The sequence below is a fragment of the Seohaeicola saemankumensis genome (assembly GCF_042678485.1).
Classification (GTDB): domain Bacteria; phylum Pseudomonadota; class Alphaproteobacteria; order Rhodobacterales; family Rhodobacteraceae; genus Seohaeicola; species Seohaeicola saemankumensis.
In genome coordinates, this window is the sequence record NZ_JBHTKR010000002.1 from 288,687 (window position 1) to 311,170 (window position 22,484).

24 protein-coding genes are annotated in these 22,484 nt (G+C 64.8%); 11 read left to right on the forward strand and 13 right to left on the reverse strand.

The features are described 5' to 3' along the window. Positions 1–136: 136 nt before the first annotated feature. From ACFQ3C_RS05230 to ACFQ3C_RS05245, 4 genes are read right to left on the reverse strand one after another with little or no spacing between them, the layout of a single operon-like run. The gene (locus tag ACFQ3C_RS05230) at positions 137–880 is read right to left on the reverse strand and encodes a phosphate/phosphite/phosphonate ABC transporter substrate-binding protein (RefSeq protein ID WP_380789428.1); all 744 of its coding nucleotides are present in this window, start codon (positions 878–880) and stop codon (positions 137–139) included. Further along, positions 877–1,320, reverse strand: coding sequence for a tellurite resistance TerB family protein (locus tag ACFQ3C_RS05235; RefSeq protein WP_380789429.1), 444 nt, complete (start codon positions 1,318–1,320; stop codon positions 877–879). Before ACFQ3C_RS05235 ends, ACFQ3C_RS05230 begins: the two co-directional genes overlap by 4 nt. A 51-nt stretch (positions 1,321–1,371) precedes the next feature. Then, positions 1,372–1,815, reverse strand: coding sequence for a tellurite resistance TerB family protein (locus ACFQ3C_RS05240; protein WP_380789430.1), 444 nt, complete (start codon positions 1,813–1,815; stop codon positions 1,372–1,374). Continuing rightward, positions 1,809–2,531, reverse strand: coding sequence for a hypothetical protein (locus tag ACFQ3C_RS05245; protein ID WP_380789431.1), 723 nt, complete (start codon positions 2,529–2,531; stop codon positions 1,809–1,811). Before ACFQ3C_RS05245 ends, ACFQ3C_RS05240 begins: the two co-directional genes overlap by 7 nt. A 204-nt stretch (positions 2,532–2,735) precedes the next feature. Between ACFQ3C_RS05245 and ACFQ3C_RS05250 the strand changes: the two genes are divergently transcribed. Beyond that, a complete protein-coding gene (locus tag ACFQ3C_RS05250; protein WP_380789432.1) occupies positions 2,736–3,308 on the forward strand; it encodes a hypothetical protein in 573 nt (190 codons plus the stop codon). 59 nt (positions 3,309–3,367) lie between these two features. Here the strand turns inward: ACFQ3C_RS05250 and ACFQ3C_RS05255 are convergent, their stop codons facing one another. Further along, positions 3,368–5,011, reverse strand: coding sequence for a CTP synthase (locus tag ACFQ3C_RS05255; protein ID WP_380789433.1), 1,644 nt, complete (start codon positions 5,009–5,011; stop codon positions 3,368–3,370). Between the two features lie 171 nt (positions 5,012–5,182). Beyond that, positions 5,183–5,539 (reverse strand): preprotein translocase subunit SecG, encoded by a 357-nt coding sequence (gene secG, locus ACFQ3C_RS05260; protein ID WP_380789434.1) that lies wholly within the window; start codon positions 5,537–5,539, stop codon positions 5,183–5,185. 236 nt (positions 5,540–5,775) lie between these two features. Between secG and ACFQ3C_RS05265 the strand changes: the two genes are divergently transcribed. Together ACFQ3C_RS05265 and ACFQ3C_RS05270 are read left to right on the forward strand one after the other, a co-directional pair. Beyond that, the gene (locus ACFQ3C_RS05265) at positions 5,776–7,068 is read left to right on the forward strand and encodes an adenylosuccinate synthase (protein ID WP_380789435.1); all 1,293 of its coding nucleotides are present in this window, start codon (positions 5,776–5,778) and stop codon (positions 7,066–7,068) included. Positions 7,069–7,104: 36 nt separating this feature from the next. Beyond that, entirely contained in the window at positions 7,105–7,347 is a 243-nt protein-coding gene (locus ACFQ3C_RS05270; protein WP_380789436.1) for a DUF2842 domain-containing protein, read from the forward strand. A 63-nt stretch (positions 7,348–7,410) separates the two neighbouring features. On the opposite strand, the gene ACFQ3C_RS05275 is transcribed toward ACFQ3C_RS05270, so the two are convergent. Next, positions 7,411–9,453 (reverse strand): hypothetical protein, encoded by a 2,043-nt coding sequence (locus ACFQ3C_RS05275; RefSeq protein WP_380789438.1) that lies wholly within the window; start codon positions 9,451–9,453, stop codon positions 7,411–7,413. Between the two features lie 223 nt (positions 9,454–9,676). On the opposite strand from ACFQ3C_RS05275, the gene ACFQ3C_RS05280 reads away from it, so the two are divergent. Then, complete coding sequence (locus ACFQ3C_RS05280) at positions 9,677–10,354, forward strand: thiamine diphosphokinase (protein WP_380789439.1); 678 nt, start codon at positions 9,677–9,679, stop codon at positions 10,352–10,354. Here ACFQ3C_RS05280 and ACFQ3C_RS05285 read toward each other — a convergent pair. The 4 genes from ACFQ3C_RS05285 to ACFQ3C_RS05300 all read right to left on the reverse strand — a co-directional run bounded on the left by ACFQ3C_RS05285 (position 10,339) and on the right by ACFQ3C_RS05300 (position 14,470). Then, positions 10,339–11,286: a DMT family transporter gene (locus tag ACFQ3C_RS05285; RefSeq protein WP_380789441.1), complete on the reverse strand. Its 948-nt coding sequence runs from the start codon at positions 11,284–11,286 to the stop codon at positions 10,339–10,341. The genes ACFQ3C_RS05280 and ACFQ3C_RS05285 overlap by 16 nt on opposite strands. A gap of 56 nt (positions 11,287–11,342) precedes the next feature. Continuing rightward, positions 11,343–12,281 (reverse strand): DMT family transporter, encoded by a 939-nt coding sequence (locus tag ACFQ3C_RS05290; RefSeq protein ID WP_380789442.1) that lies wholly within the window; start codon positions 12,279–12,281, stop codon positions 11,343–11,345. 99 nt (positions 12,282–12,380) lie between these two features. Continuing rightward, entirely contained in the window at positions 12,381–13,754 is a 1,374-nt protein-coding gene (locus ACFQ3C_RS05295; protein WP_380789443.1) for an L-serine ammonia-lyase, read from the reverse strand. After that, positions 13,754–14,470, reverse strand: coding sequence for a glutathione S-transferase family protein (locus ACFQ3C_RS05300; RefSeq protein ID WP_380789444.1), 717 nt, complete (start codon positions 14,468–14,470; stop codon positions 13,754–13,756). Before ACFQ3C_RS05300 ends, ACFQ3C_RS05295 begins: the two co-directional genes overlap by 1 nt. Positions 14,471–14,626: 156 nt before the next feature. On the opposite strand from ACFQ3C_RS05300, the gene rpiA reads away from it, so the two are divergent. From rpiA to ACFQ3C_RS05330, 6 genes are all read left to right on the forward strand, one after another. Next, the gene (rpiA, locus tag ACFQ3C_RS05305) at positions 14,627–15,415 is read left to right on the forward strand and encodes a ribose-5-phosphate isomerase RpiA (RefSeq protein WP_380789445.1); all 789 of its coding nucleotides are present in this window, start codon (positions 14,627–14,629) and stop codon (positions 15,413–15,415) included. Between the two features lie 92 nt (positions 15,416–15,507). Further along, on the forward strand, positions 15,508–16,866 hold the full coding sequence (gene gor, locus ACFQ3C_RS05310; RefSeq protein WP_380789446.1) for a glutathione-disulfide reductase: 1,359 nt from the start codon (positions 15,508–15,510) through the stop codon (positions 16,864–16,866). Between the two features lie 78 nt (positions 16,867–16,944). Then, complete coding sequence (gene hflK / locus ACFQ3C_RS05315; protein ID WP_380789447.1) at positions 16,945–18,102, forward strand: FtsH protease activity modulator HflK; 1,158 nt, start codon at positions 16,945–16,947, stop codon at positions 18,100–18,102. 4 nt (positions 18,103–18,106) lie between these two features. Further along, positions 18,107–18,994: a protease modulator HflC gene (gene hflC, locus ACFQ3C_RS05320; RefSeq protein WP_380789448.1), complete on the forward strand. Its 888-nt coding sequence runs from the start codon at positions 18,107–18,109 to the stop codon at positions 18,992–18,994. Continuing rightward, entirely contained in the window at positions 18,994–19,191 is a 198-nt protein-coding gene (locus ACFQ3C_RS05325; protein WP_380789449.1) for a DUF2065 domain-containing protein, read from the forward strand. The genes hflC and ACFQ3C_RS05325 overlap by 1 nt, the downstream gene beginning before the upstream one ends. 210 nt (positions 19,192–19,401) lie before the next feature. Then, the gene (locus tag ACFQ3C_RS05330; protein WP_380789811.1) at positions 19,402–20,799 is read left to right on the forward strand and encodes a Do family serine endopeptidase; all 1,398 of its coding nucleotides are present in this window, start codon (positions 19,402–19,404) and stop codon (positions 20,797–20,799) included. 95 nt (positions 20,800–20,894) lie between these two features. Here the strand turns inward: ACFQ3C_RS05330 and ACFQ3C_RS05335 are convergent, their stop codons facing one another. Then, on the reverse strand, positions 20,895–21,440 hold the full coding sequence (locus tag ACFQ3C_RS05335; protein WP_380789450.1) for a peptidoglycan-binding domain-containing protein: 546 nt from the start codon (positions 21,438–21,440) through the stop codon (positions 20,895–20,897). Between the two features lie 149 nt (positions 21,441–21,589). Continuing rightward, positions 21,590–21,985 carry an OB-fold nucleic acid binding domain-containing protein gene (locus ACFQ3C_RS05340; RefSeq protein ID WP_380789451.1) on the reverse strand — a complete coding sequence of 132 codons (396 nt, stop codon included), beginning with the start codon at positions 21,983–21,985 and terminating at the stop codon, positions 21,590–21,592. Between the two features lie 162 nt (positions 21,986–22,147). On the opposite strand from ACFQ3C_RS05340, the gene ACFQ3C_RS05345 reads away from it, so the two are divergent. Further along, positions 22,148–22,471 carry a 2Fe-2S iron-sulfur cluster-binding protein gene (locus ACFQ3C_RS05345; RefSeq protein ID WP_068290732.1) on the forward strand — a complete coding sequence of 108 codons (324 nt, stop codon included), beginning with the start codon at positions 22,148–22,150 and terminating at the stop codon, positions 22,469–22,471. Positions 22,472–22,484: the final 13 nt, after the last annotated feature.

Consider the following 22,484-nt stretch of genomic DNA (forward strand, 5'->3'; position numbering starts at 1 on the left):
AATAGGGCGGAAAAAATGGGGCATTGCAACTTCCAAAACGGAGGATTCCCCTGCGTATCAACCGAATTGACCCTTGGTAAACATCGCTTCGGCGCGGGCTTTCACCCAAATGCCGCGCGGTGCGGCCGGCAGCCCGTCAGGCGTCGGGCGCGGCGGGTGTGGGCACCTTCAGATAGGCGTCATCGGTGATCTGGCACAGTCCCCGCAGCATCAGGGCCGCGCGGGTGTCCGCGGGCAGGCTGTCGATGGCGCTGGCGATGGCGCGCACCAGGGGGGCGGGATCGCGACCAAGGGCCGTAATATAGGGCAAGCCCGGTGTCGGATCCGTGCGCGCCAGAACCTTCAACCGTGCGGTGGCGGGTTCGTGGCGCAAGGCCAGTTCCCATGTCACGGCATCAATGGCAGCCAGGGCCGCGGTCCCCTCGGCCACCGCGCGGATCGAGGCGCGATGCGCCCCCGTGGAAAGCAGGCGGTCAAACCGCAGGCCAAGCCGGGCGGCATGAGCCATCGGGGCGGCCCATCCCGACTGTGATCCGCCTTCGTTATAGGCGAAAATTTCGTTCGTAAAATCAGAGAGTTGCGTCCGGCTGTCCTGGGCCTTCACAACCAGCACGCTGCAATAGTGACCCGCAGGGCAATCGGGCAGCCCGTAATCGGGCGTACCGATCCGCGTCACCTTGCCCAGCAGCCGTGTTCTGTAGGGCATCCCGCAGGTCTGCGACAACAGCAGATCGGTGTGCAGCCAATGGGCATGCATGTCATCGTGATTACGCGTCAGATCCGCCGGGCCTGATCCAAGGGCTGTGCGTATCGCCTGCCAATAGCTTTCCGTATGCGCCCGCACCTCGGGCCAGTCATACATCGGCAGGCTGGCGATCATCCGCGCGCCTGCATCCGCTGCCGGGCCATGGCGCTATCCTGATCGCTGATCCCCAGCATGGAGGAGACCATCCGCACCAGCGCGTCCTCGGCCCCGTCACGGGACCCGTCCGCAAGCGCCACCTGCCACAGCGACTCGATCACGCTGACGCGCTCCTCGTAGGGGACGGCGTCCTTGATCGCGCGGGTAAAGCGCACCGTGTCCGGCGCCTCGCTTTCCAGCACTTCTGCCTCTTTTCTCAGCGCAATGACACCGTGGGGCGACAAGCCGTAGCGCGCCATCAGGATGCGGTCGATTCGATGCACCTCTTCGGTGGCGTAATCGCCATCCGCACGCGCGATCCGCACCAGCAGGGCGCTGAGGGCAAGGCGCGCGTCCTCGGCGGGCAGGGTGCTGTCGGGGCCGGGTTGGATCAGGCGTTTCAGAAGGTCAGCAAACATCGGGTTGGGTCTCCGTTCTGGCGGACAAGTGTGGTGCGGAATCGGATGTCATCAACCGATGGCGGTGCGGGCGCGCGCCAGCGCGTCGCGCAGGTCGTCCTCGTCCAGGCCCAGAATCACGCGGGTGGCATGGATTTCTTCGATTTCCTCGACATGGGGCATGCCGTCGATCAGCATCACCTCGCACAGCGCCTCGAGCGCCGACAGGCGGTGTTCGTGGTCCAGTTCGGTCCGGATCAGGGCTGCGAACGTATCCGTGTTAGGCGCGCGGGCATCCAGCTTTTCGCAGGTTGCGCGCATTTTCGCCGCCTCGACCGGGTTCAGGTCGAACAACCGCGCCAGCAGCCGGTCGATCCGCTGGATTTCGGCCAGATGATAGCTGTGATCGGATTTCGCCACGCGCACCATCAGCACGCCCAGCGCCATTTGCGGGTCGGGCTGGGGCAGGGGCGCATCGTGATGGGCGCGAAAGGAACTGAGCAACTTGCCTAACATGCGCCGACATTAGCGCGGGCGCTGCGGACTGCCAAGACGGGCGCGGACGCCCGCCCTGCGGGTGTGGCCGCGCGGCCCATCAGGGCGGCGCGCGCAAACAGGATGTCATCCACCGCGATCCCACCCGGATCGGTGTTCAGGATCACCACCCCGGCGATCATCGGCAGGCCGCTGGTGGTCTGAAAGCCGAGCGGCGTGACGCCTTGGCCCAACGCCGAGACGATCCGCCCCAGAACCTGCCCGTCGCGCGCCAGAAAGATCACCTCGACCGTGCCGCGCGGGGCAGGGCGGCTGCCCAAAGGGTCCGGATAGTCGGAATGGATCAACAGCCCTGTCGCGCGCTGATCCTGATCGAACAGGATGGCCAGCGACCCCTCGCCACGGCCCGAAAGTTGCGCGAACCCGTCCGGCCCGATGGGAAAGGCCGCGTTCGAACCGAAGCCGCGATGCTGCGCCACGGCCAGACCCTGCCCGTCCGGTCCTGCTGCAAGGCGCAGCGGGGGCTCGGCTGTGGTGGTGGTCAGGCTGTCGTGCCGCCCGCCGTCCCGCCGTGTCAGGATCGCGGGCGTCTGGCCTTCGAAATGGCTGGCGATGGCCAGTCCGGGTGCATGATGTGGCGCGCGCAGCAGATGGCCGGGTTCCGGACGCCGGGGCCAGGCCTCAAATCCCTCGCGGCTGTCCAGCTCCTGCAGAAGCGCGGCATAGGGCCGGGTCATGATGCCTTCGGCCCGGGTCGCTGTGGCGAGCACGCAACATATTGAGGCCGATAGCAGTAAAACCACAACAGCTGCACCTGTCCGGCTTGAGAGCCAAGAGGTATAAAACCGCCGATTGCACAGCCTTGTCACATTCGCTCCTCAAAATAACCGCAGTGAACCTCAATCCTGCGTGGATAGTAATCTGCAAGGGAATCATGTGCCATGGTCAGTCTGGACCTGACGGATGTTCAAGCGGCGGAAAGCCGGGAAAGACCTGACGCGGATCACGCGTCATCCGCGTCAGCGATCCATCAAGCCTTGTTCTTTGACTGGGATGGCGATGATCTGGAGCTGCTGCGCCTGATGATGACCCGCAAGGGTGTTGATCTGGAAACCGCGGCGCAGGTCTTTTTCAACGGTACGCCAGAGCGTTTCAACATGATCGCAAAGGCCGATCTGCCGGTTGCGGCGCAGGCACGCTGCAATCTTCTGGATTCGATTCATCGCCGGATCGTCTGTGGCTTCTACCTGCCCGATCCCGAGAGGGGCCTGGGCCTTGCGCGCGCCAGCATGCAGGACTGGATCAATCGACAGGACATGGACGGCGCGGCAGGCCGGTCGGGGCGATGGGTCTTCGACCGCGAGGTGCTGGATCTGCAAATGACCGGGCCGGGCCGGGCGATCATCCGGCCGCGCAGCGAAGACCTGGTCGCCGCCCCCCCGCTGTGGGAGCGGCTGACCCGCATCGTGCGGCGCGACAAACACGCCATGCAGCCGTCCGACCTGCCGGACTGATCCGGCGGGGGAACAATCCCCCGCCTGACATCAGGCGAAAACGGACAAAAGCCCCGAACCTATACCAGGCGCGACGTTTCGACCGCGGCGCGCACGAAATCGGCGAACAGGGGATGCGGCGCAAAGGGCTTCGACTTCAGTTCAGGATGGAACTGCACGCCGATGAACCACGGATGGTCCTTCCATTCCACGATTTCGGGCAGGCGGCCATCGGGCGACATCCCCGAGAACATCAGCCCGCAGCCTTCCAGCTTTTCACGGTAGCGGATATCCACCTCGTAGCGGTGGCGGTGGCGTTCCTCGATGGAGGTCGCGCCATAGACCCGCGACACCAGTGATCCCGGCGCCAGCGTGGCGTCATAGGCGCCAAGCCGCATGGTGCCGCCCTTGTCGTCACCGACCTTGCGTTCGACCTTGTGATTGCCCTGCACCCATTCCTTGAGGTGATAGACCACGGGTTCGAACCGTTTCTTGCCGGCCTCATGGTCGAATTCTTCCGATCCCGCCGTGGTCAGGCCAGCAACATTGCGCGCGGCCTCGATCACGGCCATCTGCATGCCAAGGCAGATGCCCAGATAGGGGATCTTGCGGCTGCGCGCGAAAGCAGCGGCCTTGATCTTGCCTTCGGTGCCACGCTCGCCAAAACCGCCGGGCACCAGGATGGCGTGGAAGCCTTCCAGATAGGGGGCGGGGTCCTCGGTATCGAAGATCTCGGCATCGACCCATTCGACATTGACCTTCACGCGATTGGCCATGCCACCGTGGGTCAGCGCCTCCTTGATCGACTTGTAGGCGTCTTCAAGCTGCGTGTATTTGCCGACGATCGCCACATTGACCGCGCCATCGGTGTTGTGGATGCGGTCCACCACATCTTCCCACACGGTCAGGTCGGGGCGCGGGGCCGGGCTGATCTGGAAGGCGTCGAGCACGGCCTGGTCCAGACCTTCGCGGTGATAGGCCAGCGGCGCCTCGTAGATGGAATTCAGGTCATAAGCGGCCACGACCGCTTCCTTGCGGACATTGCAGAACAGCGCGATCTTCTCGCGTTCCTTTTCCGGGATCGGATGTTCCGACCGGCAGACCAGGATATCGGGCGCAATGCCGATGCTTTGCAATTCCTTGACGCTGTGCTGCGTCGGCTTTGTCTTCAACTCGCCCGATGCCGCCAGATAGGGCAGCAGGGTCAGATGCATGAAGATGCATTGCCCGCGCGGGCGGTCATGGGAAAACTGGCGGATCGCCTCGAAGAAGGGCAGACCTTCGATGTCACCCACCGTGCCGCCGATCTCGCAGAGCATGAAATCGACCTCGTCCGACCCGACGGCCAGGAAATCCTTGATCTCGTTGGTGACGTGCGGGATCACCTGGATCGTCTTGCCCAGGTAGTCGCCGCGCCGTTCCTTTTCCAGCACGTTGGAATAGATGCGCCCCGAGCTGACAGAGTCGGTCTTGCGCGCGGCCACGCCGGTGAAACGCTCGTAATGGCCCAGGTCCAGGTCGGTTTCGGCGCCATCGTCGGTCACGAAGACCTCGCCATGCTCAAAAGGCGACATGGTGCCGGGATCGACGTTCAGATAGGGGTCCAGCTTGCGCAGCCGCACCGAAAATCCGCGTGCCTGCAACAATGCGCCAAGTGCTGCGGACGCCAGGCCCTTGCCCAGCGAGGAGACAACCCCACCCGTGATGAAAATGTAACGTGCCATCGGTTGGCATCCCCCGTCGTTCAGGCTGCGTTTCTCAGCGAATAAGCGCCTTTTGCGGACATAGAAAACCGCAGCACCACGGGATTCGACCCATAGAGGATTCGCGGACAAAAGGCAAGCTGGCCGCAACATGATGTTGCGGCGAAGCGTGGTTTCTCAATCCCTTGTGGATCAGTCGGCGCGCGGAACCAGCGGTGCGTTGTCCCCCGCGGGCGGCGGCAACAGATCGCCCGCCGGTGCCACAGGATCGGCCGCAGGCGCGCGGCGTTCGCCGCCGACGCGGTCAAGCACCGACGATCCTGCGGATTTCTGCGCCGCGATGATGGTCAGCGTGATCGAGGTGCAGATGAAGGCAATCGCCAGCACCCATGTCACCTTGCCCAGGGCCGTCGCCGCGGCCCGACCGCTCATCGCGCCGCCACCGCCGCCGCCCATGCCCAGGCCGCCACCCTCGGACCGCTGCATCAGCACGACGCCGATCAGCGCAAGCGCCAGAAGAAGGTGAATGATGAGGATGACGTTTTCCATGGACGATCGCCTGACTGGTCTGGTTGGGCCGCGTACGTGAGCCGTGTTCTGCCGTGCTATCTAGGCAATTTGATCACGCGGGGCAACCCGCGAAACGGGGGCTTGCCGGGGCCTTTGACGGAAAGCGCGCACAGAAAGCACCATCATTGCATGCGCGCGCTCGAATTTCCGGTTTCATGTGGCCGCATGGGTCGATATGACGGGCGCGGGTTTGATCCAGCAAAGAAGGACAGGCAATGGCGAACGTGGTGGTCGTGGGGGCCCAGTGGGGCGATGAAGGCAAGGGCAAGATCGTCGACTGGCTGTCCGAGCGCGCCGATGTGATCGCGCGCTTCCAGGGCGGGCACAATGCGGGCCATACGCTGGTGATCGACGGCAAGGTGTTCAAGCTGTCGCTGCTGCCCTCCGGGATCGTGCGCGGCGGCAAGCTGAGCGTGATCGGCAATGGCGTGGTGCTGGACCCCTGGCATCTGGTCAAGGAGATCGCGGGCCTGCGCGCCCAGGGCGTGACCATCACACCCGAGACGCTGATGATCGCCGAGAATACCCCGCTGATCCTGCCCTTCCACGGCGAATTGGACCGCGCCCGCGAAGAAGCGGTGGGCGTGGCCAAGATCGGCACGACCGGGCGCGGCATCGGCCCCGCCTATGAGGACAAGGTCGGACGCCGCGCGATCCGTGTCGCCGATCTGGCCGATCCCGAAACGCTGGAGGCGCGGGTCGACCGCGCGCTGGTGCATCATGATGCGTTGCGCCGTGGCCTGGGGATGGACCCGGTGGACCGCGCCGCGCTGATTGCCGCCCTGACCGAGATCGCCCCCGCCGTGCTGGAATATGCCGCCCCCGTCTGGAAGGTGCTGAACGAAAAGCGCAAGGCGGGCAAGCGCATCCTGTTCGAAGGGGCGCAAGGCGCGCTGCTGGATATTGATTTCGGGACCTATCCCTTTGTCACCTCGTCCAATGTGATCGCCGGGCAGGCGGCGACAGGCGTCGGCCTTGGGCCGGGCGCGATTGATTTCGTGCTGGGCATCGTCAAGGCCTATACCACCCGCGTGGGCGAAGGCCCGTTCCCGGCCGAGCTGCATGATGCGGACGGTCAGCGCCTGGGCGAGCGGGGCCATGAGTTCGGCACCGTGACCGGGCGCAAGCGCCGCTGCGGCTGGTTCGATGCCGTTCTGGTGCGCCAGACCTGCGCCACCTCGGGCGTGTCGGGCATCGCACTGACCAAGCTTGACGTGCTGGACGGGTTCGAGACGCTGAAGATCTGCGTCGGCTACGAACTGGACGGAGAGCGGATCGATTACCTGCCCACCGCCGCGAACCATCAGGCGCGCTGCAAGCCGATCTACGAGGAAATGCCGGGCTGGACCGAATCGACCGAAGGCGCGCGCAGCTGGGCCGACCTGCCTGCGGCGGCGATCAAATATGTGCGCCGCGTCGAGGAGTTGATCGATTGCCCTGTCGCACTACTTTCCACATCACCCGAGCGGGAGGACACGATCCTTGTGACCGATCCGTTCGAGGATTGAGGCATAACACGTTGGTCCAAGGAGGGCGCAGCTGTCATGGCGCTGAGTTACAAGGCCCGCAAGCGCTGGTCGCTGGTCATTCTGCTGGTCGGCCTGCCGCTCTATATCATGGCGGCGGTCACGGTGGTCAGCCTGATCGAGCGGCCGACGATCTGGGTCGAATTGCTGGTCTATGTCGGCCTGGGCTTTCTGTGGATCATGCCGTTCAAATTCGTGTTTCGCGGGATCGGTCAGGCCGATCCCGATGCGCCACAGAACGGCGACCGGACCGGCGACTGATCCGGATGTGAAAAGGGGCGGCCAATGGCCGCCCCTTTCCGTATTCGGTGTCGTCGGTGCGGATCAGCCTGCGCGGCGCTCTGCCGGCTTGAAGCCGATGCTGGCCGATGCCGTGAAGCGCCCGGAACGGATCTTTTCGATCTTGCCCTGGCGCAGCAGTTGACCGAAGGCGCGCAAACCATCTTCGCGGCTCAGGGCGTCAGGTGATCCCTGGCGGGCCTTCTTCATCAGCTGCGGCCGCGAAAACGCGTCGCAAGCTTCGACATGCACCAGGTAGGCGGCGGCAGCTTCCAGAAGATCCGGCAGCGAGGTGGCGCCCATCTTGCGGGCGAACTCGGCAAATCCGTCTTCATCGGTCATCGTGCCCGTCACCGGGGCCTCGTCGAGATCAGCCTCCTCGGACAGCGGAGCCAGCGACACGCGGCGCGGACGCACCGGGGCGCTGGCGCGCACATCAGGCAGGTCAACCCGCTGTTCCGCCACCAGTTTCAGCGGGGCCGGGCGCATTTCCGACGGGCGCGGGGTGGCGCTGCTCTGCTCTGCGACGGGGCGGCGCGGGCGCATCACGCTGGCCAGATCCTCGCGAAAGACATTCGCTGCCGGATCCCGGCTGGGCATCACACCGGCCGACTGATCCGCCTTGGTGGCGGCGACGGCTGCGCGCAGATGCGCGATCGCATTGCGGCGGTTCGCGCCTTCCGGTTCGGTCAGTTCATTCTCGGTCTTGGCCATCAGGCGGGACATGTCATCCTCGGCGCTGACCTTTCCCAGGCGGTCGCGCGGATCACGCAGAACTAGGGGCGCGCTGTCTTCAGCCAGATCTTCGTCAAGGTCTTCGTCCGCATCGTCTTCATCGAAGATCGAGGCGATCTCGTCATCCTCGTCGTCATCATCCAGACCGGTCAGGCTGGCGCCCGTGGCGGCGGGTGCGGCGTGGTCATCGGTGTCGCGGTAGAGGTCCATCAGCTCTGCCTCGACGGCTGCCAGTTCGCGGCGCAGCTCTTCTTCTTTCTCGGGGCTCAACGCCGAGAAGGGCGCGCGGGCCGTCCCGGCGGCGGCGTCGTCGGCAAGCGCCGCGGGATCCGCATCGGCGGTCTCGTCCTCATCGTGGTCCTCATCGTCTTCGGCGACCAGTTCGCCACGGGCGATCGCGGCCTCCAGTTCGTCGCGCTTGATCTTCATGACGCGCACAGGGCCGGGGGTATAGGCGGTTGCCGCATCGTCCTCGGCAACGTCGATCTCGACCATCTCGTCTTCGGCGGTTTCGCCGTCCGGGGCAGTGTCTGCCGCCTCGGCGACGTCGACATCCTCGTCTTCCGGGGCTTCAAGGGATTCGGCTGCCTCGATGGCTTCGCCCGTATCGGCCTCGTCATCGTGATGTTCATCCTGATCGGCGAGGGCCGCAGGCTGTGTGCGGGCAGCGTCATCACCGGCCAGGCGGCTCAGAAGCGCGTCGATCTCGTCGGTTTCTGCCGCAGAGGGGGCCTCCATGGCCTGATCGTCCAGGGACAGGGCCGATTCGATATGCGACGTCGCTTCGGCCAGGAACTCCTCGGCGAAGTTCTCGGCATGCTCATCCTCGGAATAGGCATCGGCCACCGGGGCGGACCGCGTCACCACGTCGCGGATGCGCTGCAACTTGGCGGCCACGCTGTCAGGGTCGGGATGGGGCACGGGCGTCGGGCGCTGCTGCGCGGGTGCCATCGGTGCGGCAGGAACCGTTGGCTGCGCTTGCATCGCGGGGGCGGCAGGCGGAAGGTCGGGCGCTTTCGCGACCTCGGGTTGCGGGGCCGGATGTTGAACAGGCGCCGGTGCGGGGGCGGCAGGCTGCGCCGCAGCTGCGGCCGGTGCTATCGGTGCGGCGGCCTCCGGCGCGGCGGGCTGAGGCTGCGGCGCGGCCGGCTGCGGGGTCAGCGGGGCCGCGACAGCACCATAGGGCGTCGCACGCAGAACGATGTTGCCGCGCTCTTCGCGGGCGTCAACCCGGCGGGCAATCTCGCGTTCGGCGATCCGGGCCAGCATCTCGGCATCCGGAACCGGCGGTTCAGCCCCGAAGTAACGATCCTCGGAGGCCAGATCCCGAAAATACTCTGCAATTGCCTTCATGGTTTCGAAGGAATCGTCGAAACCTTCCAAAGTGCATGAAAATGTCCCATAGGAGACCGTGAGAATCTTACTGGTGCTCACCATTGGTCACTCGCTTTCTTTTGCCCGTCGAGATTGTGTTTACCATCGGATAGGCGTCGAAACGGGAACGATTCTTCGATTTTTAACGTATCATTTTGTGTTTACATTGTGATCTGTTTCCTGATTGGACGATAATCAGCCAATGCAAGACGTCATTGTTCATTCCCTGGCGCCTGTCACCCTGATCGGTGGAGGCCAGTCCGATCCGGAAACGCTGCAAGATGCGCTTGCCCTGGGTCCGAAACTCGTGGCCGCCGACGGTGGGGCGGGCATCGCGATGGCGGCGGGGCATCTTCCGGATGCGGTGATCGGCGATATGGACTCGTTGCAGCCCGCAGATCGCGCCCGTCTGCCCGAAAACCGTATCCACCCCGTCAGCGAACAGGATACGACCGATTTCGAGAAATGTCTCCTGGCGATCCGGGCGCCGTTGGTGCTGGGGCTTGGCTTCACCGGGCCGCGTGTCGATCACCAGATGGCCGCGTTCAACACCCTTGTGCGTCATCATGGGCAGCGTTGCATCCTGATCGGCCGCTCCGAACTGGTGATGCTGGCGCCACCCTCGCTGCGCCTGAACCTTCGGGCGGGCGATGTCGTCTCGCTTTTTCCCATGGGCGCGGTCGAGGCGAAATCCGAAGGGCTGCACTGGCCCGTCGGCGGGCTGAGCTTTGCGCCCGATGGCCGGGTCGGCACCTCGAACCGGGCCACGGGCCCGATCTGGTTGGCGGTGACCGCGCCCAAGATGCTGCTGATGCTGCCGCGCACCGCGCTGGGCCACCTGGTCGAGACCATGCTGGCCCGGCCCTATGGCTGGGACTGAGCGGCGCGCGCCCCCCCTGAGCCGGTGCGGCTGAGGGTGCGCTCGCGCAGCACGATGTAAAGGCCCGACGCCACCGTGATCGTGATGCCCAGTGCCGCAAGACCGTCGGGCAGGTCGCGCCAGATCAGCCAGCCGATCAGCGTGGCAAAGGGGATTTCCAGGTATTGCATGGGGGCCAGCGTGGCCGAGGGCGCGAAGCGCAGCGACCACGTCATCAGAAGATGACCCAGCGTGCCCAGCACACCCACCCCGATCAGCAGCGCCCAATCCTGCCCCGATGGCATCACCAAGCGCAGCGCCGCGGGGCCGTCATCGGTCGCGCCGAAGATCAGCAGCACGGGCAACAGCACAGCACTGGCCATGACGCCGCTGACCGCCTGCAATCCGATCGGATCGGTATCGCGCGCCACAAGACGGGTCACCAGGATGAAGGCCGCAAAGACGACAGCCACCCCCAGCGGCAGCAAGGCGGGCCAGCCGACCTCGGCAAAGCTGGGCTGGATCACCAGCAGCGTGCCGATGAAGCCCACGACACAGGCGATCAGGCGGCGCGGGCCGACCTCTTCGCCCAGGATGGTATGACCCAGCAACAGCAGCACGAAAGGCATGACGAAGGCGATGGCGATGGCATCGGCCAGCGGCAGATATTTCAGCGCGCTGAACATCAGCGTGATCCCCGCGATATGCAGCGCGGTGCGCAGGATCACCAGCCGCAGCATGCGCCCGCGCAGGCGCCACAAGCGCCCGGTGGCGGCCACCAGCGGCACCAGCACAAGCGCCTGCACCGCGAAACGGGCAAGCACCGCCATCAGCAGCGGCACGGTCTCGCCCAGGATCTTGGCCAGCGCATCGGCCAGCGGCGCCAGGGCGCAAAAGCCCAGCATCAGCACAATGCCCAGCATGGGCCTGTCGGGGGGGTGGATCACGCTCATGCGCGGCAGGCTAGGAGCGGGCAGAGAGAATGGCAATCGCCCTTGGCGGTGATGGCTCAGCTTCCCGTCCTGGCCTCGCGTTCCAGCACGCGCTCGCGGTGGAATATATAAAGCCCGGATGCGGTGATCACGGCCATGCCCGCGAATGTCAGCGCATTCGGCAGGTCGGAAAAGAACAGCCATCCAAAGACCACGGCGCTGAGGATTTCAAGATAGTGCAGCGGCGCCACCGTGGCCGAGGGCGCATAGCGCAGCGCATAGCTGATCATCAGATGCGCCAGTGCGGATGCCGCCCCGACGCCCGCCAGCCAGGTCCATTCAACGCCTTGCGGCCAGACCGGGCTGATCGTGGGAATCGTGATCCCCGTTCCCAGCAGCATGACGGGCAGGCAGATCGCTGCCGCCACTGTCGAGGTGTGGAACTGCATCGGCACCGGATGCATCTGCCGCGACAGGCTGCGCGTCACCAGCATGTAGAACGCAAAGAACAACGCCGTGCCCAGCGGGAACAGGGCCACAAGCCCGAAAGCCGCAAGGCTGGGCTGGATCACCAGAAGCGCGCCCGCGAAGCCCACGACACTGGCCCAGAGTCGGCGCGGGCCGACCTCTTCGCCGAACAGGTATTTCCCCAGCAACAGCAGGATGAAGGGCTCGACGAAGACGATCACCAGCGCGTCGGCGATGGGCATGACCTTGACGGCGGCGACAAAGAAATAGGTCGACAGGATCAGGAACAGCGCCCTCAGCACCAACCGCGTCAGCACGCCTGGCGGCAGACGCAGACCATGCCCCAGCATCAGGCACAGCGGCAGCATCAGCAGACCCTGCACGATGAAACGCGCGGTGGTGACCTGTCCCACCGGAATCGTCTGCGCCGCCAGTTTCGAGGCCACGTCGATCAGCGGCGCCGTCAGGCAAAATCCCAGCATCAGCACCACGCCCAGCACGATGCGGTCATTCAGATAGGGCAGGGCGGGGCTGCGGACATCACTCATGACACGGCCTTAACCCGCCTTCCGCGCCTCTGCCATTCCAAATGCGACGCGCCTTTCATCGTTCCCCAAATACTCGGGGAACCCGGCCCGCGTCGCGGATCAGCAATTGGGGACATTCACGGCCAACCCGCCAAGCGAGGTTTCCTTGTACTTCTCGCTCATGTCCGCGCCGGTCTGGCGCATGGTCTCGATGCAGACATCCAGCGACACCAGGTGCTGCCCGTCGCCGCGCATCGCCAGCGACGCCGCCGACACCGCCTTGATCGCGCCCAGCCCGTTGCGCTCGATGCAAGGCACCTGGACCAGCCCCTTGACCGGGTCGCAGGTCATGCCCAGGTGATGTTCCAGCGCGATCTCGGCCGCGTTCTCGATCTGCTCGGGGCTGCCGCCCAGCACGGCGCAAAGCCCGGCGGCGGCCATGGCGGCGGCACTGCCGACCTCGGCCTGGCACCCCGCTTCGGCGCCAGAGATCGAAGCGTTGTATTTCACCAGCCCCCCGATGGCGGCGGCGGTCAGCAGGAATTCATCCACCCGCGCGGGGTTCGCCCCCGGCACATGGTCCAGCCAGTAGCGGATCACCGAGGGCATGACCCCCGCCGCGCCATTCGTGGGCGCCGTCACGACCTGCCCGCCGGCCGCGTTTTCCTCGTTCACGGCCATGGCATAGGTGCTCATCCAGTCATTGATGACATGGGGCGCCGTCAGGTTCAGGCCACGTTCGGCCATCAGCGCCTGGTGGATGCCGCGCGCGCGGCGCCGCACTTTCAACCCGCCCGGCAGGATGCCGTCATGTTCCAGCCCGCGGTCGATGCAATCGCTCATCACCTGCCAGATACGGCTGATCCCCTTGTCCAGTGCCGCGCGTGGGCGGCGTGACAGCTCGTTGGCGCGCTTCATCTCGGCGATGCTCAGGCCGGATGCTTTTGCCATCTCCAGCATCTCGGCGGCGGATTTGAACGGATAGGGCACAGGCGGGCCGTCGTCGGTATCCTTGCCCGCGGCCAGTTCGGCTTCCGTCATCACAAAACCGCCGCCGATGGAATAATAGGTCTCGCGCAGGATCACGTCGCCCTGGGCATCGGTGGCCATCAGCTTCATCCCGTTGGCATGGCCGGACAGGGCGGGGCCGAAATCAAAGACCAGATCGGCCAGCGGATCGAAATGCAGCGGCGGCAGGCCCTCGACTTCTATCGTCTTGGTGTCGCGGATGCTGACCATCAGCCTTTCGGCCTGTGCGTGATCATATGTGTCGGGGCGCAGCCCGGCCAGGCCCAGGATCGTCGCGCGGTCCGTCGCATGGCCCACGCCGGTGAAGGCCAGGCTGCCATGCAGCGAGGCGCGCAGGCCATGGGCGGTGAAGGGTTGGCTGCGTAAAAGATCCAGAAACCGCGCAGCGGCGACCATCGGCCCCATGGTATGTGAGGACGAGGGGCCGATGCCGACCTTGAACATCTCGAAGACGGACAGGAACATTACAGGGCACTTCCTTCGGGTGGGGTGGGATAATCGGGTGCGGTAAAGGGATGCAGGCCCAGCCCTTCGGCCTGGGCGCAGGCAAGCGCGGCGGGGCGTGCCTCGATCCGGGCGCAGAGGGCGCGCAGATGTGGCGCGCTGTCGCTGTCCCACCAGCCGGGCATATCCACGGGATAAAGCGCGATCCAGCGCAGGCAGGCGACAAGGTAGAGATCAAGGATGCTGGGGTTTTCCCCGTTCAGCCAGGGATGACCCGCCCCGGCCGCCTCATCCAGCAGGCGCAGATGTCCGGCAAGTGACAGGTGCAGGCCCGCGCGCAGCGCGGCCTGATGCGCGCGATCGGGGCCTGTGTAGTTTTGCGGATAGAACAGCATCCGCATTTCCGCATGCAGCGTGTTGGACAGGAAAAACAGCCATTTCAACGCATCCCCCCGGTCGGGATGGTCGGGGGCGGGCATCAGGCTGCATGCGTCCGTCCTGTGCCGGTCGGCCAGCCACAGCAGGATCGCACCCGTCTCGAAGATCGCGCCATCGGGTGTTTCCAGAACCGGGATGCGCCCATGCGGGTTCAGCGCCAGATAGGCCGCGCCCTTGTGCGCCTGGGTGCCGCGGTCCACCAGAACCGTCTCATGGGGCAGGCGCATCTCTTCCAGCGCCAGCCGGATGATCACCGAGGCGTTGTCGGGCGCGTAATGCAGGCGGTAGCGATGCGTCATGCCCGCAATCTGCCGTCAAAACCCCGCACATGCACCATCGGAAAACGACCCCTGCCGCAGCTTTCGCGCAAATCGGCGCGATTGCCCCCTCGCACCGGGGGCGCAACTTTCCTATAACCGGCCCCAACCGCCATTCAACCAGACGGAGTCGCTGCCATGCCCGGAGAACTGTCACCGATCGACAAGGCCAAGTTTGTCGCCGCCAAGCGCGCGGTCGATTATGTCGAAGACGGGATGCGCGTGGGCCTTGGCACCGGATCGACCGCCGCCTGGATGGTGCGCTGCCTGGGAGAGCTGGTGCGCGACGACGGGCTCAAGATCAAGGGCGTGCCCACATCGACCCGCACGGCGGCGCTGGCGCGCGACGTGGGCATCGAGGTCATCAGCCTGGACGAGGCGAAATGGCTGGATCTGACGATCGACGGGGCGGATGAATTCGATGGTGATCTGAACCTGATCAAGGGCGGAGGTGGCGCGCTGTTGCAGGAAAAGATCGTGGCGACCGCATCGGACCAGATGATCGTGATCGCCGATGTCGGCAAGGAAGTGGAAACGCTTGGCGCCTTCCCGCTGCCCGTCGAGGTGATCCCCTTTGGCTGGCAGACCACCCGCGCCCTGGTGGAAGAGATGCTGATCTCGATGGACGTTCTGGGCCGCGACGTGACGCTGCGGATGAACGGCGACCGCCCCTTCATCACCGACGAGGGCAATCACATCCTGGATCTGCACCTGAACCGCATCGGCAACCCGCGCCAGCTGGCGATGGTGCTGAACCAGGTGCCGGGCGTGGTGGAAAACGGCCTTTTCATCGACATCTGCGATATCGTGATCGTGGGCTATGGCGATGGCCGGGTAGAGACCCGCGACATCAACCAGGGCACGATCGAACAGGACCGGCTGGATTTCGTCGAGAATGACAACCTGTTCACCGATCTGGCGGATTGAGCCGGGCCTGATGCCTCCGCGCCGCCCGCTTTCTCTGGTCCTTGGGCGAGCGATGTGAAATACCTGTGACCGATCAAGGCACGGGGTAGACAATGAGCGCATTCGACTATGATCTTTTCGTCATCGGTGGCGGTTCGGGTGGCGTGCGCGCCGCGCGGGTTGCGGCGCAACGCGGTGTGCGGGTCGGTCTGGCCGAGGAGGATCGCTACGGCGGCACCTGTGTGATCCGTGGGTGCGTGCCCAAGAAACTGATGGTTTTTGCCAGCGAATACGGCGGCATGGCCGAGGAGGCCCGCGCCTATGGCTGGGACATCGCGCTGGGCGATTTCGACTGGTCCGCCTTCCGCACCCGCCTTCATGCCGAACTGGACAGGCTGGAAGGCATTTATCGCAACATCCTGACATCCAACGGGGTCGAGACATTCGACGCCCGCGCCACGCTGGTCGATCCGCATACGGTGGAACTGTCCGACGGCACCCGCAAGAGCGCGAAACACATCCTGCTGGCGATGGGCGGGCGCCCCGTCAAGCCCGACATGCCGGGGGCAGAGCTGGCGATCACCTCGAACGACATCTTCCATCTGGACAAGTTGCCCGGTTCCATCCTCATCATCGGGGGGGGCTATATCGCCTGCGAATTTGCCTGCATCCTCAACGGTCTGGGCGTCAAGGTCACGCAATACTATCGCGGCGCGCAGGTCTTGCGCGGTTTTGACGACGAGGCGCGCGGGCTGGTGGCGGAAGAAATGCGCCAGGACGGGATCGACCTGCACCTGGGCACCAACATCCTGTCGCTGGAGCGTAGCGGCAGCGGCATCCGCGCCAAGGCCACCAATGGCGATGAACGCGTGTTCGATCAGGTCATGTTCGCCACCGGCCGCGCGCCCAATACCGACGGCATGGGCCTCGAGGCGCTGGGCGTGCATCTGGGCCGCGCCGGTCAGGTGATCGTGGATCAGTTTTCGCAATCGGCCATCCCCTCGATCTATGCGGTGGGCGATGTGACCGACAGGGTGAACCTGACCCCGGTGGCCATCCGCGAAGGCATGGCCTTTGTCGAAACGGTCTTTGGCGGCAATCCGACGCCGGTGGATCACGATCTGATCCCGACCGCGATCTTCACCCAGCCCGAGATGGGCACGGTGGGCCTGTCGGAAGAGGCCGCGCGCGAGATCGAGCCGGTCGAGATCTACTGCACCTCGTTCAAGCCAATGCAGAGCGGCTTTGCCGGAAATCCGCGCCGCGTGCTGATGAAACTGGTTGTCAGCAAGGCCACGCGGCGGGTATTGGGCTGTCATATCGTCGCGCCCGGCGCGGGCGAGATGATCCAGCTTGCGGGCATCGCGATCAAGATGGGTGCGACGAAAGAGGATTTTGATCGCACCGTGGCGGTGCATCCAACCATGTCGGAAGAGATCGTGACGATGAAATCGCCGGTCCGTACCGCTTGAAATTTCGCGCCGGCCTCACAGTTTAGGGGCAGGTGGCTAGAACCATTCAAAAGAAGACAACAAGGGGAACTCAGGTCAATGGCTGGAAATTCGGGCGGCCCATGGGGCGGCGGCGGCGGCAACAAGGGCGGTGATGACGACCGCCGCAACAACGGTGGCGGGCGACGTCCCGGTGACGAAAGCGGGCCGCAGATCCCGGAAATCGACGAGCTGATGCGGAAGGGCCAGGAACAGCTGCGCGTGCTGATGGGCGGTCGCGGTGGTCGCGGCGGACAGGGTGGCGGCACCGGTGACGGTGGCCCGCGCGGCCCGATCTTCACCCGCTCCACCGTGGGGCTGGGCGTTCTGGCGGCGGTGGGCCTGTGGGCCTTCAGCAGCTTCTATACAGTGCGGCCCGAAGAACAGTCGGTCGAACTGTTTCTGGGCGAATTCTACAAGATCGGAAATCCCGGTCTGAACTTCGCGCCCTGGCCGCTGGTCACGGCGGAAATCGTCAATGTCACCTCGGAACGGACCGAGGATGTCGGCCAGGCGCGCGGCAATCAGGACATGGGCCTGATGCTGACCACGGATGCTAATATCGTCGATATCGATTTCCAGGTGGTCTGGAACATCAATGATCCGGCCAAGCTGCTGTTCAACCTGCGCGATCCGCGCCAGACCGTGCAGTCGGTGTCGGAATCCGTGATGCGCGAGATCATCGCGGCCTCGAACCTGTCGCCGATCCTCAACCGGGACCGTGGTCTGATCGCCAATACGGCAATGGAAAACATCCAGGCCACGATGGACGAATATGACAGCGGCATCACCATCGTCCGTGTCAACCTCGACAAGGCGGACCCGCCGCGCGAAGTGATCGACAGCTTCCGCGAAGTGCAGGCCGCCGAACAGGAACGTGACCGTCTGCAGCGTCAGGCCGATGCCTATGCCAACCGTGTTCTGGCCGAAGCCCGCGGTGAAGCGGCGCAGATCCTCGAACAAGCCGAAGGTTATCGCGCCCAGGTCGTCAACCAGGCGCTGGGTGAGGCAAGTCGCTTCACCTCGGTTCTGACCGAATATGAAAAAGCCGAGGATGTGACCCGCAACCGTCTCTACCTCGAAACGATGGAGCGTGTTCTGGGACAGATCGACAAGACCATCCTCGACAACTCCCTGGTCGGTGGCGAAGGCGGGCAGGGCGTCGTGCCTTATCTGCCCTTGAACGAATTGCGGCGTCCCGCAGAGCAGGGGAACTGAGATCATGCGCAAGACAACTTATCTTCTCCCGATCCTTGTCGTCGTGGTAGCAACCGCGCTGTCATCGATCTTCGTGGTGGACGAGCGTGAAAAGGCGCTGGTCCTGCAATTCGGCCAGATCAAGGCCGTCAAGGAAGAGCCGGGCCTGGCGTTCAAGATCCCGCTCATCCAGGAGGTCGTGCGCTATGACGACCGTATCCTGTCGCTGGACACCGATACGATCGAAGTCACGCCTTCGGATGATCGCCGTCTGGTGGTCGATGCCTTCGCGCGCTACCGCATCGCAGATGTGGTGCAGTTCCGCCAGGCTGTCGGCGTCGGTGGATTGCGCGCGGCCGAGGATCGTCTGTCCTCGATCCTGAACGCGCAGATCCGCGAGGTTCTGGGTGCGGATCAGGTCACATCCGACACGATCCTGTCGCAGGATCGCCGGGTCCTGATGAACCGTATCCGTGACCAGGCGCAGATCTCTGCGCGTGGTCTGGGTCTGGACGTGGTCGATGTGCGTCTGAAGCAGACGAACCTGCCCGCACAGAACCTTGATGCGACCTTTGCCCGGATGCGCGCCGAACGCGAGCGTGAAGCCGCGGACGAAATCGCACGCGGTAACGAAGCGGCACAGCGCGTCCGCGCCCTTGCAGACCGGACCGTGGTGGAAACGCTGTCGGACTCCGAACGTGAGGCGCAGATCACCCGCGGTGAGGCCGACGCCGAGCGTAACGCGATCCTGGCAGAAGCATTCGGCGCAAACCCCGAGTTCTTCACCTTCTACCGCTCGATGCAGGCCTATGAAAACGCCCTGCAAGGCAGCAACTCTTCGATGGTGTTGACGCCGGACAGCCAGTTCTTCGACTACCTGCGTTCCGACCGTCCGACGAGGGACCAGAACTGATGATCGAAACGGCATTTCTGGCCCTCGGGCTGGTGCTGATCGTGGAGGGGCTGGCCTATGCGCTGGCCCCTTCGCTTGTGGAGACCCTGCTGGCGGCCCTGCGTGAACTGCCCGAACCCGCCCGGCGCACCCTTGGTCTGCTGGCGATTGTCTCGGGGCTGGCCTTTGTCTGGCTGGCCAATGTCCTGGCGGGCTGATCGCGGCGTGATCACACCGTGTTGAGCGAAAGCGACGGCTCTTGGTGTTGCAAGAGGCGCGCACTAGATAAATGATGTACATGCTGCGCCATGTGTCGACGTGATGCCGACCCCGCGGCCGCAGTGATCAAGGACAAAGGAGTTACGGGTGTGAGCAACAAAGCGGTTTCCATCCCCGACCATCAACCCGGCCTGATCCGCGCCTTCTGGATGGGCCTGATTGCCAGCGCGCTGGTTCTGGCCGCGTCGATGCAGGCGCAGGCGCGCCCTGACAGTTTCGCCGATCTGGCTGACAAGATCAGCCCCTCGGTCGTGAACATCACGACATCGACCACTGTGGCGGGCAATGCCGGGCCCAATCCGATCGTGCCCGAAGGCAGCCCGTTCGAGGATTTCTTTCGCGAATTCCAGGACCGCAACCGCACACCGGGTGATCGGCCGCGGCGGTCCTCGGCGCTGGGGTCCGGTTTCGTGATCTCGGAAGATGGCTATATCGTCACGAACAACCACGTGATCGAAAGCGCGGACGAGATCACCATCGAATTCTTCTCGGGCGAGGAACTGGTGGCCAAGGTCATCGGCACCGACCCCAACACCGATATCGCCCTGCTGAAGGTCGAGGCCGACAAGCCCTTGCCCTATGTCAGCTTCGGCGACAGCGACACCGCCCGTGTGGGCGATTGGGTCGTCGCGATGGGCAACCCGCTTGGTCAGGGTTTTTCGGTCAGTGCGGGGATCGTTTCTGCGCGCAACCGGGCCCTGTCGGGCAGCTATGACGATTACATCCAGACCGATGCCGCCATCAACCGGGGCAACTCGGGCGGGCCGCTGTTCAACATGGATGGGCAAGTGATCGGTGTGAACACCGCGATTCTGTCACCCAATGGCGGCTCGATCGGGATCGGCTTTTCCATGGCCTCGAACGTGGTGACCCGCGTTGTCGACCAGCTGCGCCAATTCGGCGAGACGCGGCGCGGCTGGCTGGGCGTGCGTATCCAGGATGTGACCGATGACGTGGCCGAGGCGATGGGTCTGGAAAAGACCGCAGGCGCCCTGGTGACCGACGTGCCCGAAGGCCCCGGCAAGGAAGCGGGCATCCAGCAGGGCGACGTGATCCTGAACTTCGATGGCCGGGACGTGGAAGACACCCGTGGCCTGGTGCGTCAGGTCGGCAATACAGAGGTGGGCAAGGCTGTCCGCGTGATGGTCTGGCGCGACGGCAAGACCCAGACCCTCATGGTGACCCTTGGTCGCCGCGAAGAGGCCGAAAGCGCGGTTCCCGCCGCACAAGAGGCCCCGGCGCCGGATGAACCTGTCGAGATGATGGGCCTGACCCTCAGCCCCGTGACCGAAACGCTGCGTAGCGAGCTTGATCTGGCCGCGGGGGCCGTGGGGCTTGTCGTGGTCGATGTCGATCAGACCAGCGAAGCCTATGAGAAGGGTCTGCGCGCCGGTGATCTGATCACCGAGGCCGGTCAGCAGAAGGTCGAAAAGGTCAGCGACCTGACCGACCGCATCGACGAGGCCCGCGAGGCCGGGCGCAAGTCGCTGCTGCTGCTGGTGCGTCGCGCAGGCGATCCACGGTTCGTGGCGCTGTCGCTGGACTGATCCGCGCGTCACGGAAACGCACAGACCAAAGGGGGCGCCGCAGGGCGCCCCCTTTTGCATGATGCAGGCCGATGGCTGGGGATGGCGTGGGGGCGTCAGCCCTCGTCCAGCCGATCAAGCGGGGTGGCCAACAGGCCCAGCGCACGGGCCGCCGCCAGGGACAGCACCGGGCTGTCCAGCCCGGTCGCGGACTGGTAGCGGCGCACGCCCTGGGCGGTGGGGCCGTCGATCCGCCCTGTCACCGGCCCGGTGTAAAGGCCGCGTACCTGAAGCGCACGCTGCAGCGATGCGATCACATCCGGTGGCAGATCGGCCGGGCAGGGGGTTTCGAACCAGGTCACCTGGCGTTCGGTCACGATGCTCTGGCGGGTTTCCGTGCGAAAGATCGCCGGCGTCTCGACCGCGCCCGAGGCGGTCAGGCGTTCGGGCTGTACCAGAACCTGTTCGGTCACGGTTTCGATCAGGGCGGGGCTGACGATCTTGCTCCAGCAGGTGCCGGGTGGTGCGTCGGCGGGCGTATCCAGCATCGACCCCAGCAACGCCTCGGCAGGATTGTCCGCCACGGGCGGGGTGCAGGCGGACAACGCCGTCAGCGCCACAAGCGGCAGCGCCAGGCATAGGGCGGTTCTGGATCGGATCATGCGCGCGTCATCTGGCCTGCTGGACCCTGGTTATGCCAGGGCTGTCATCCCGGCCTGGCCGGTTCACGGGCAACCTAACGGGTTTTGTGCAGGTCGCAAAGCGTCTTTGCAGGCAGACGGCGCCGTTCTGCGGATCAGTGACCTGCGGATCAGCCCGCAAGCCCGTCCTGCTGCAAGAGCAGGTCCAGCATCGGGGATATGTCCTCGATATGTTCGGCGATCAGATGGGTGACGCCGCCCTCATGCTGCAACCGACCCGTCACGCGCAACAGCCGGCCCGCGATGATCGCGCGGCGGAACTGCTCGTAAAGCTTGCGCCAGACGATCACGTTGATCACCCCGGTTTCATCCTCCAGCGTCAGGAAGATCACGCCCTTGGCGGTGCCTGGCCGCTGGCGCAGGATCACCAGCCCCGCGACCGTGACGCGGTGGCCGGTGCTGACGCGCCCCAGATGCGCCGCCGGGGTGCAGGCGGGTGCGGGCGTGCGGCGTGGCAGGGCAGGGTTGGCGGGTGCGGGCATGAGAACGTTGGCGGGTGCGGGCATGAGAACATTATAGGAACATAGGATGTCTGCCGCAAGCCGGGATCGCCAATCTGCGCTTTCTGCCGCAGAGCCGCGCGGAAAACCGGACAAAAGGGGCTGGAACGCCCTGCGATGCTTGTCTAGGTAGGGGGGAACTGGATACCAACCGGAGTCTGCACAGACATGGCGAAAATCACCTATATCGAGCATAACGGAACCGAACATGTGGTGGACGTGCCCAACGGCCTGACCGTGATGGAAGGCGCGCGCGACAACAACATCCCCGGCATCGAGGCCGATTGCGGCGGTGCCTGCGCCTGCTCGACCTGCCATGTCTACATTCATCCCGACTGGGTCGAAAAGCTGCCCGCCAAGGATGACATGGAAGAAGACATGCTGGACTTCGCCTATCAGCCCGACACCGCCCGTTCGCGCCTGACCTGCCAGATCAAGGTCACCGATGCGCTGGACGGTCTTGTCGTGCAGATGCCGGAAAAGCAGATCTGATCCGACGAAGGCT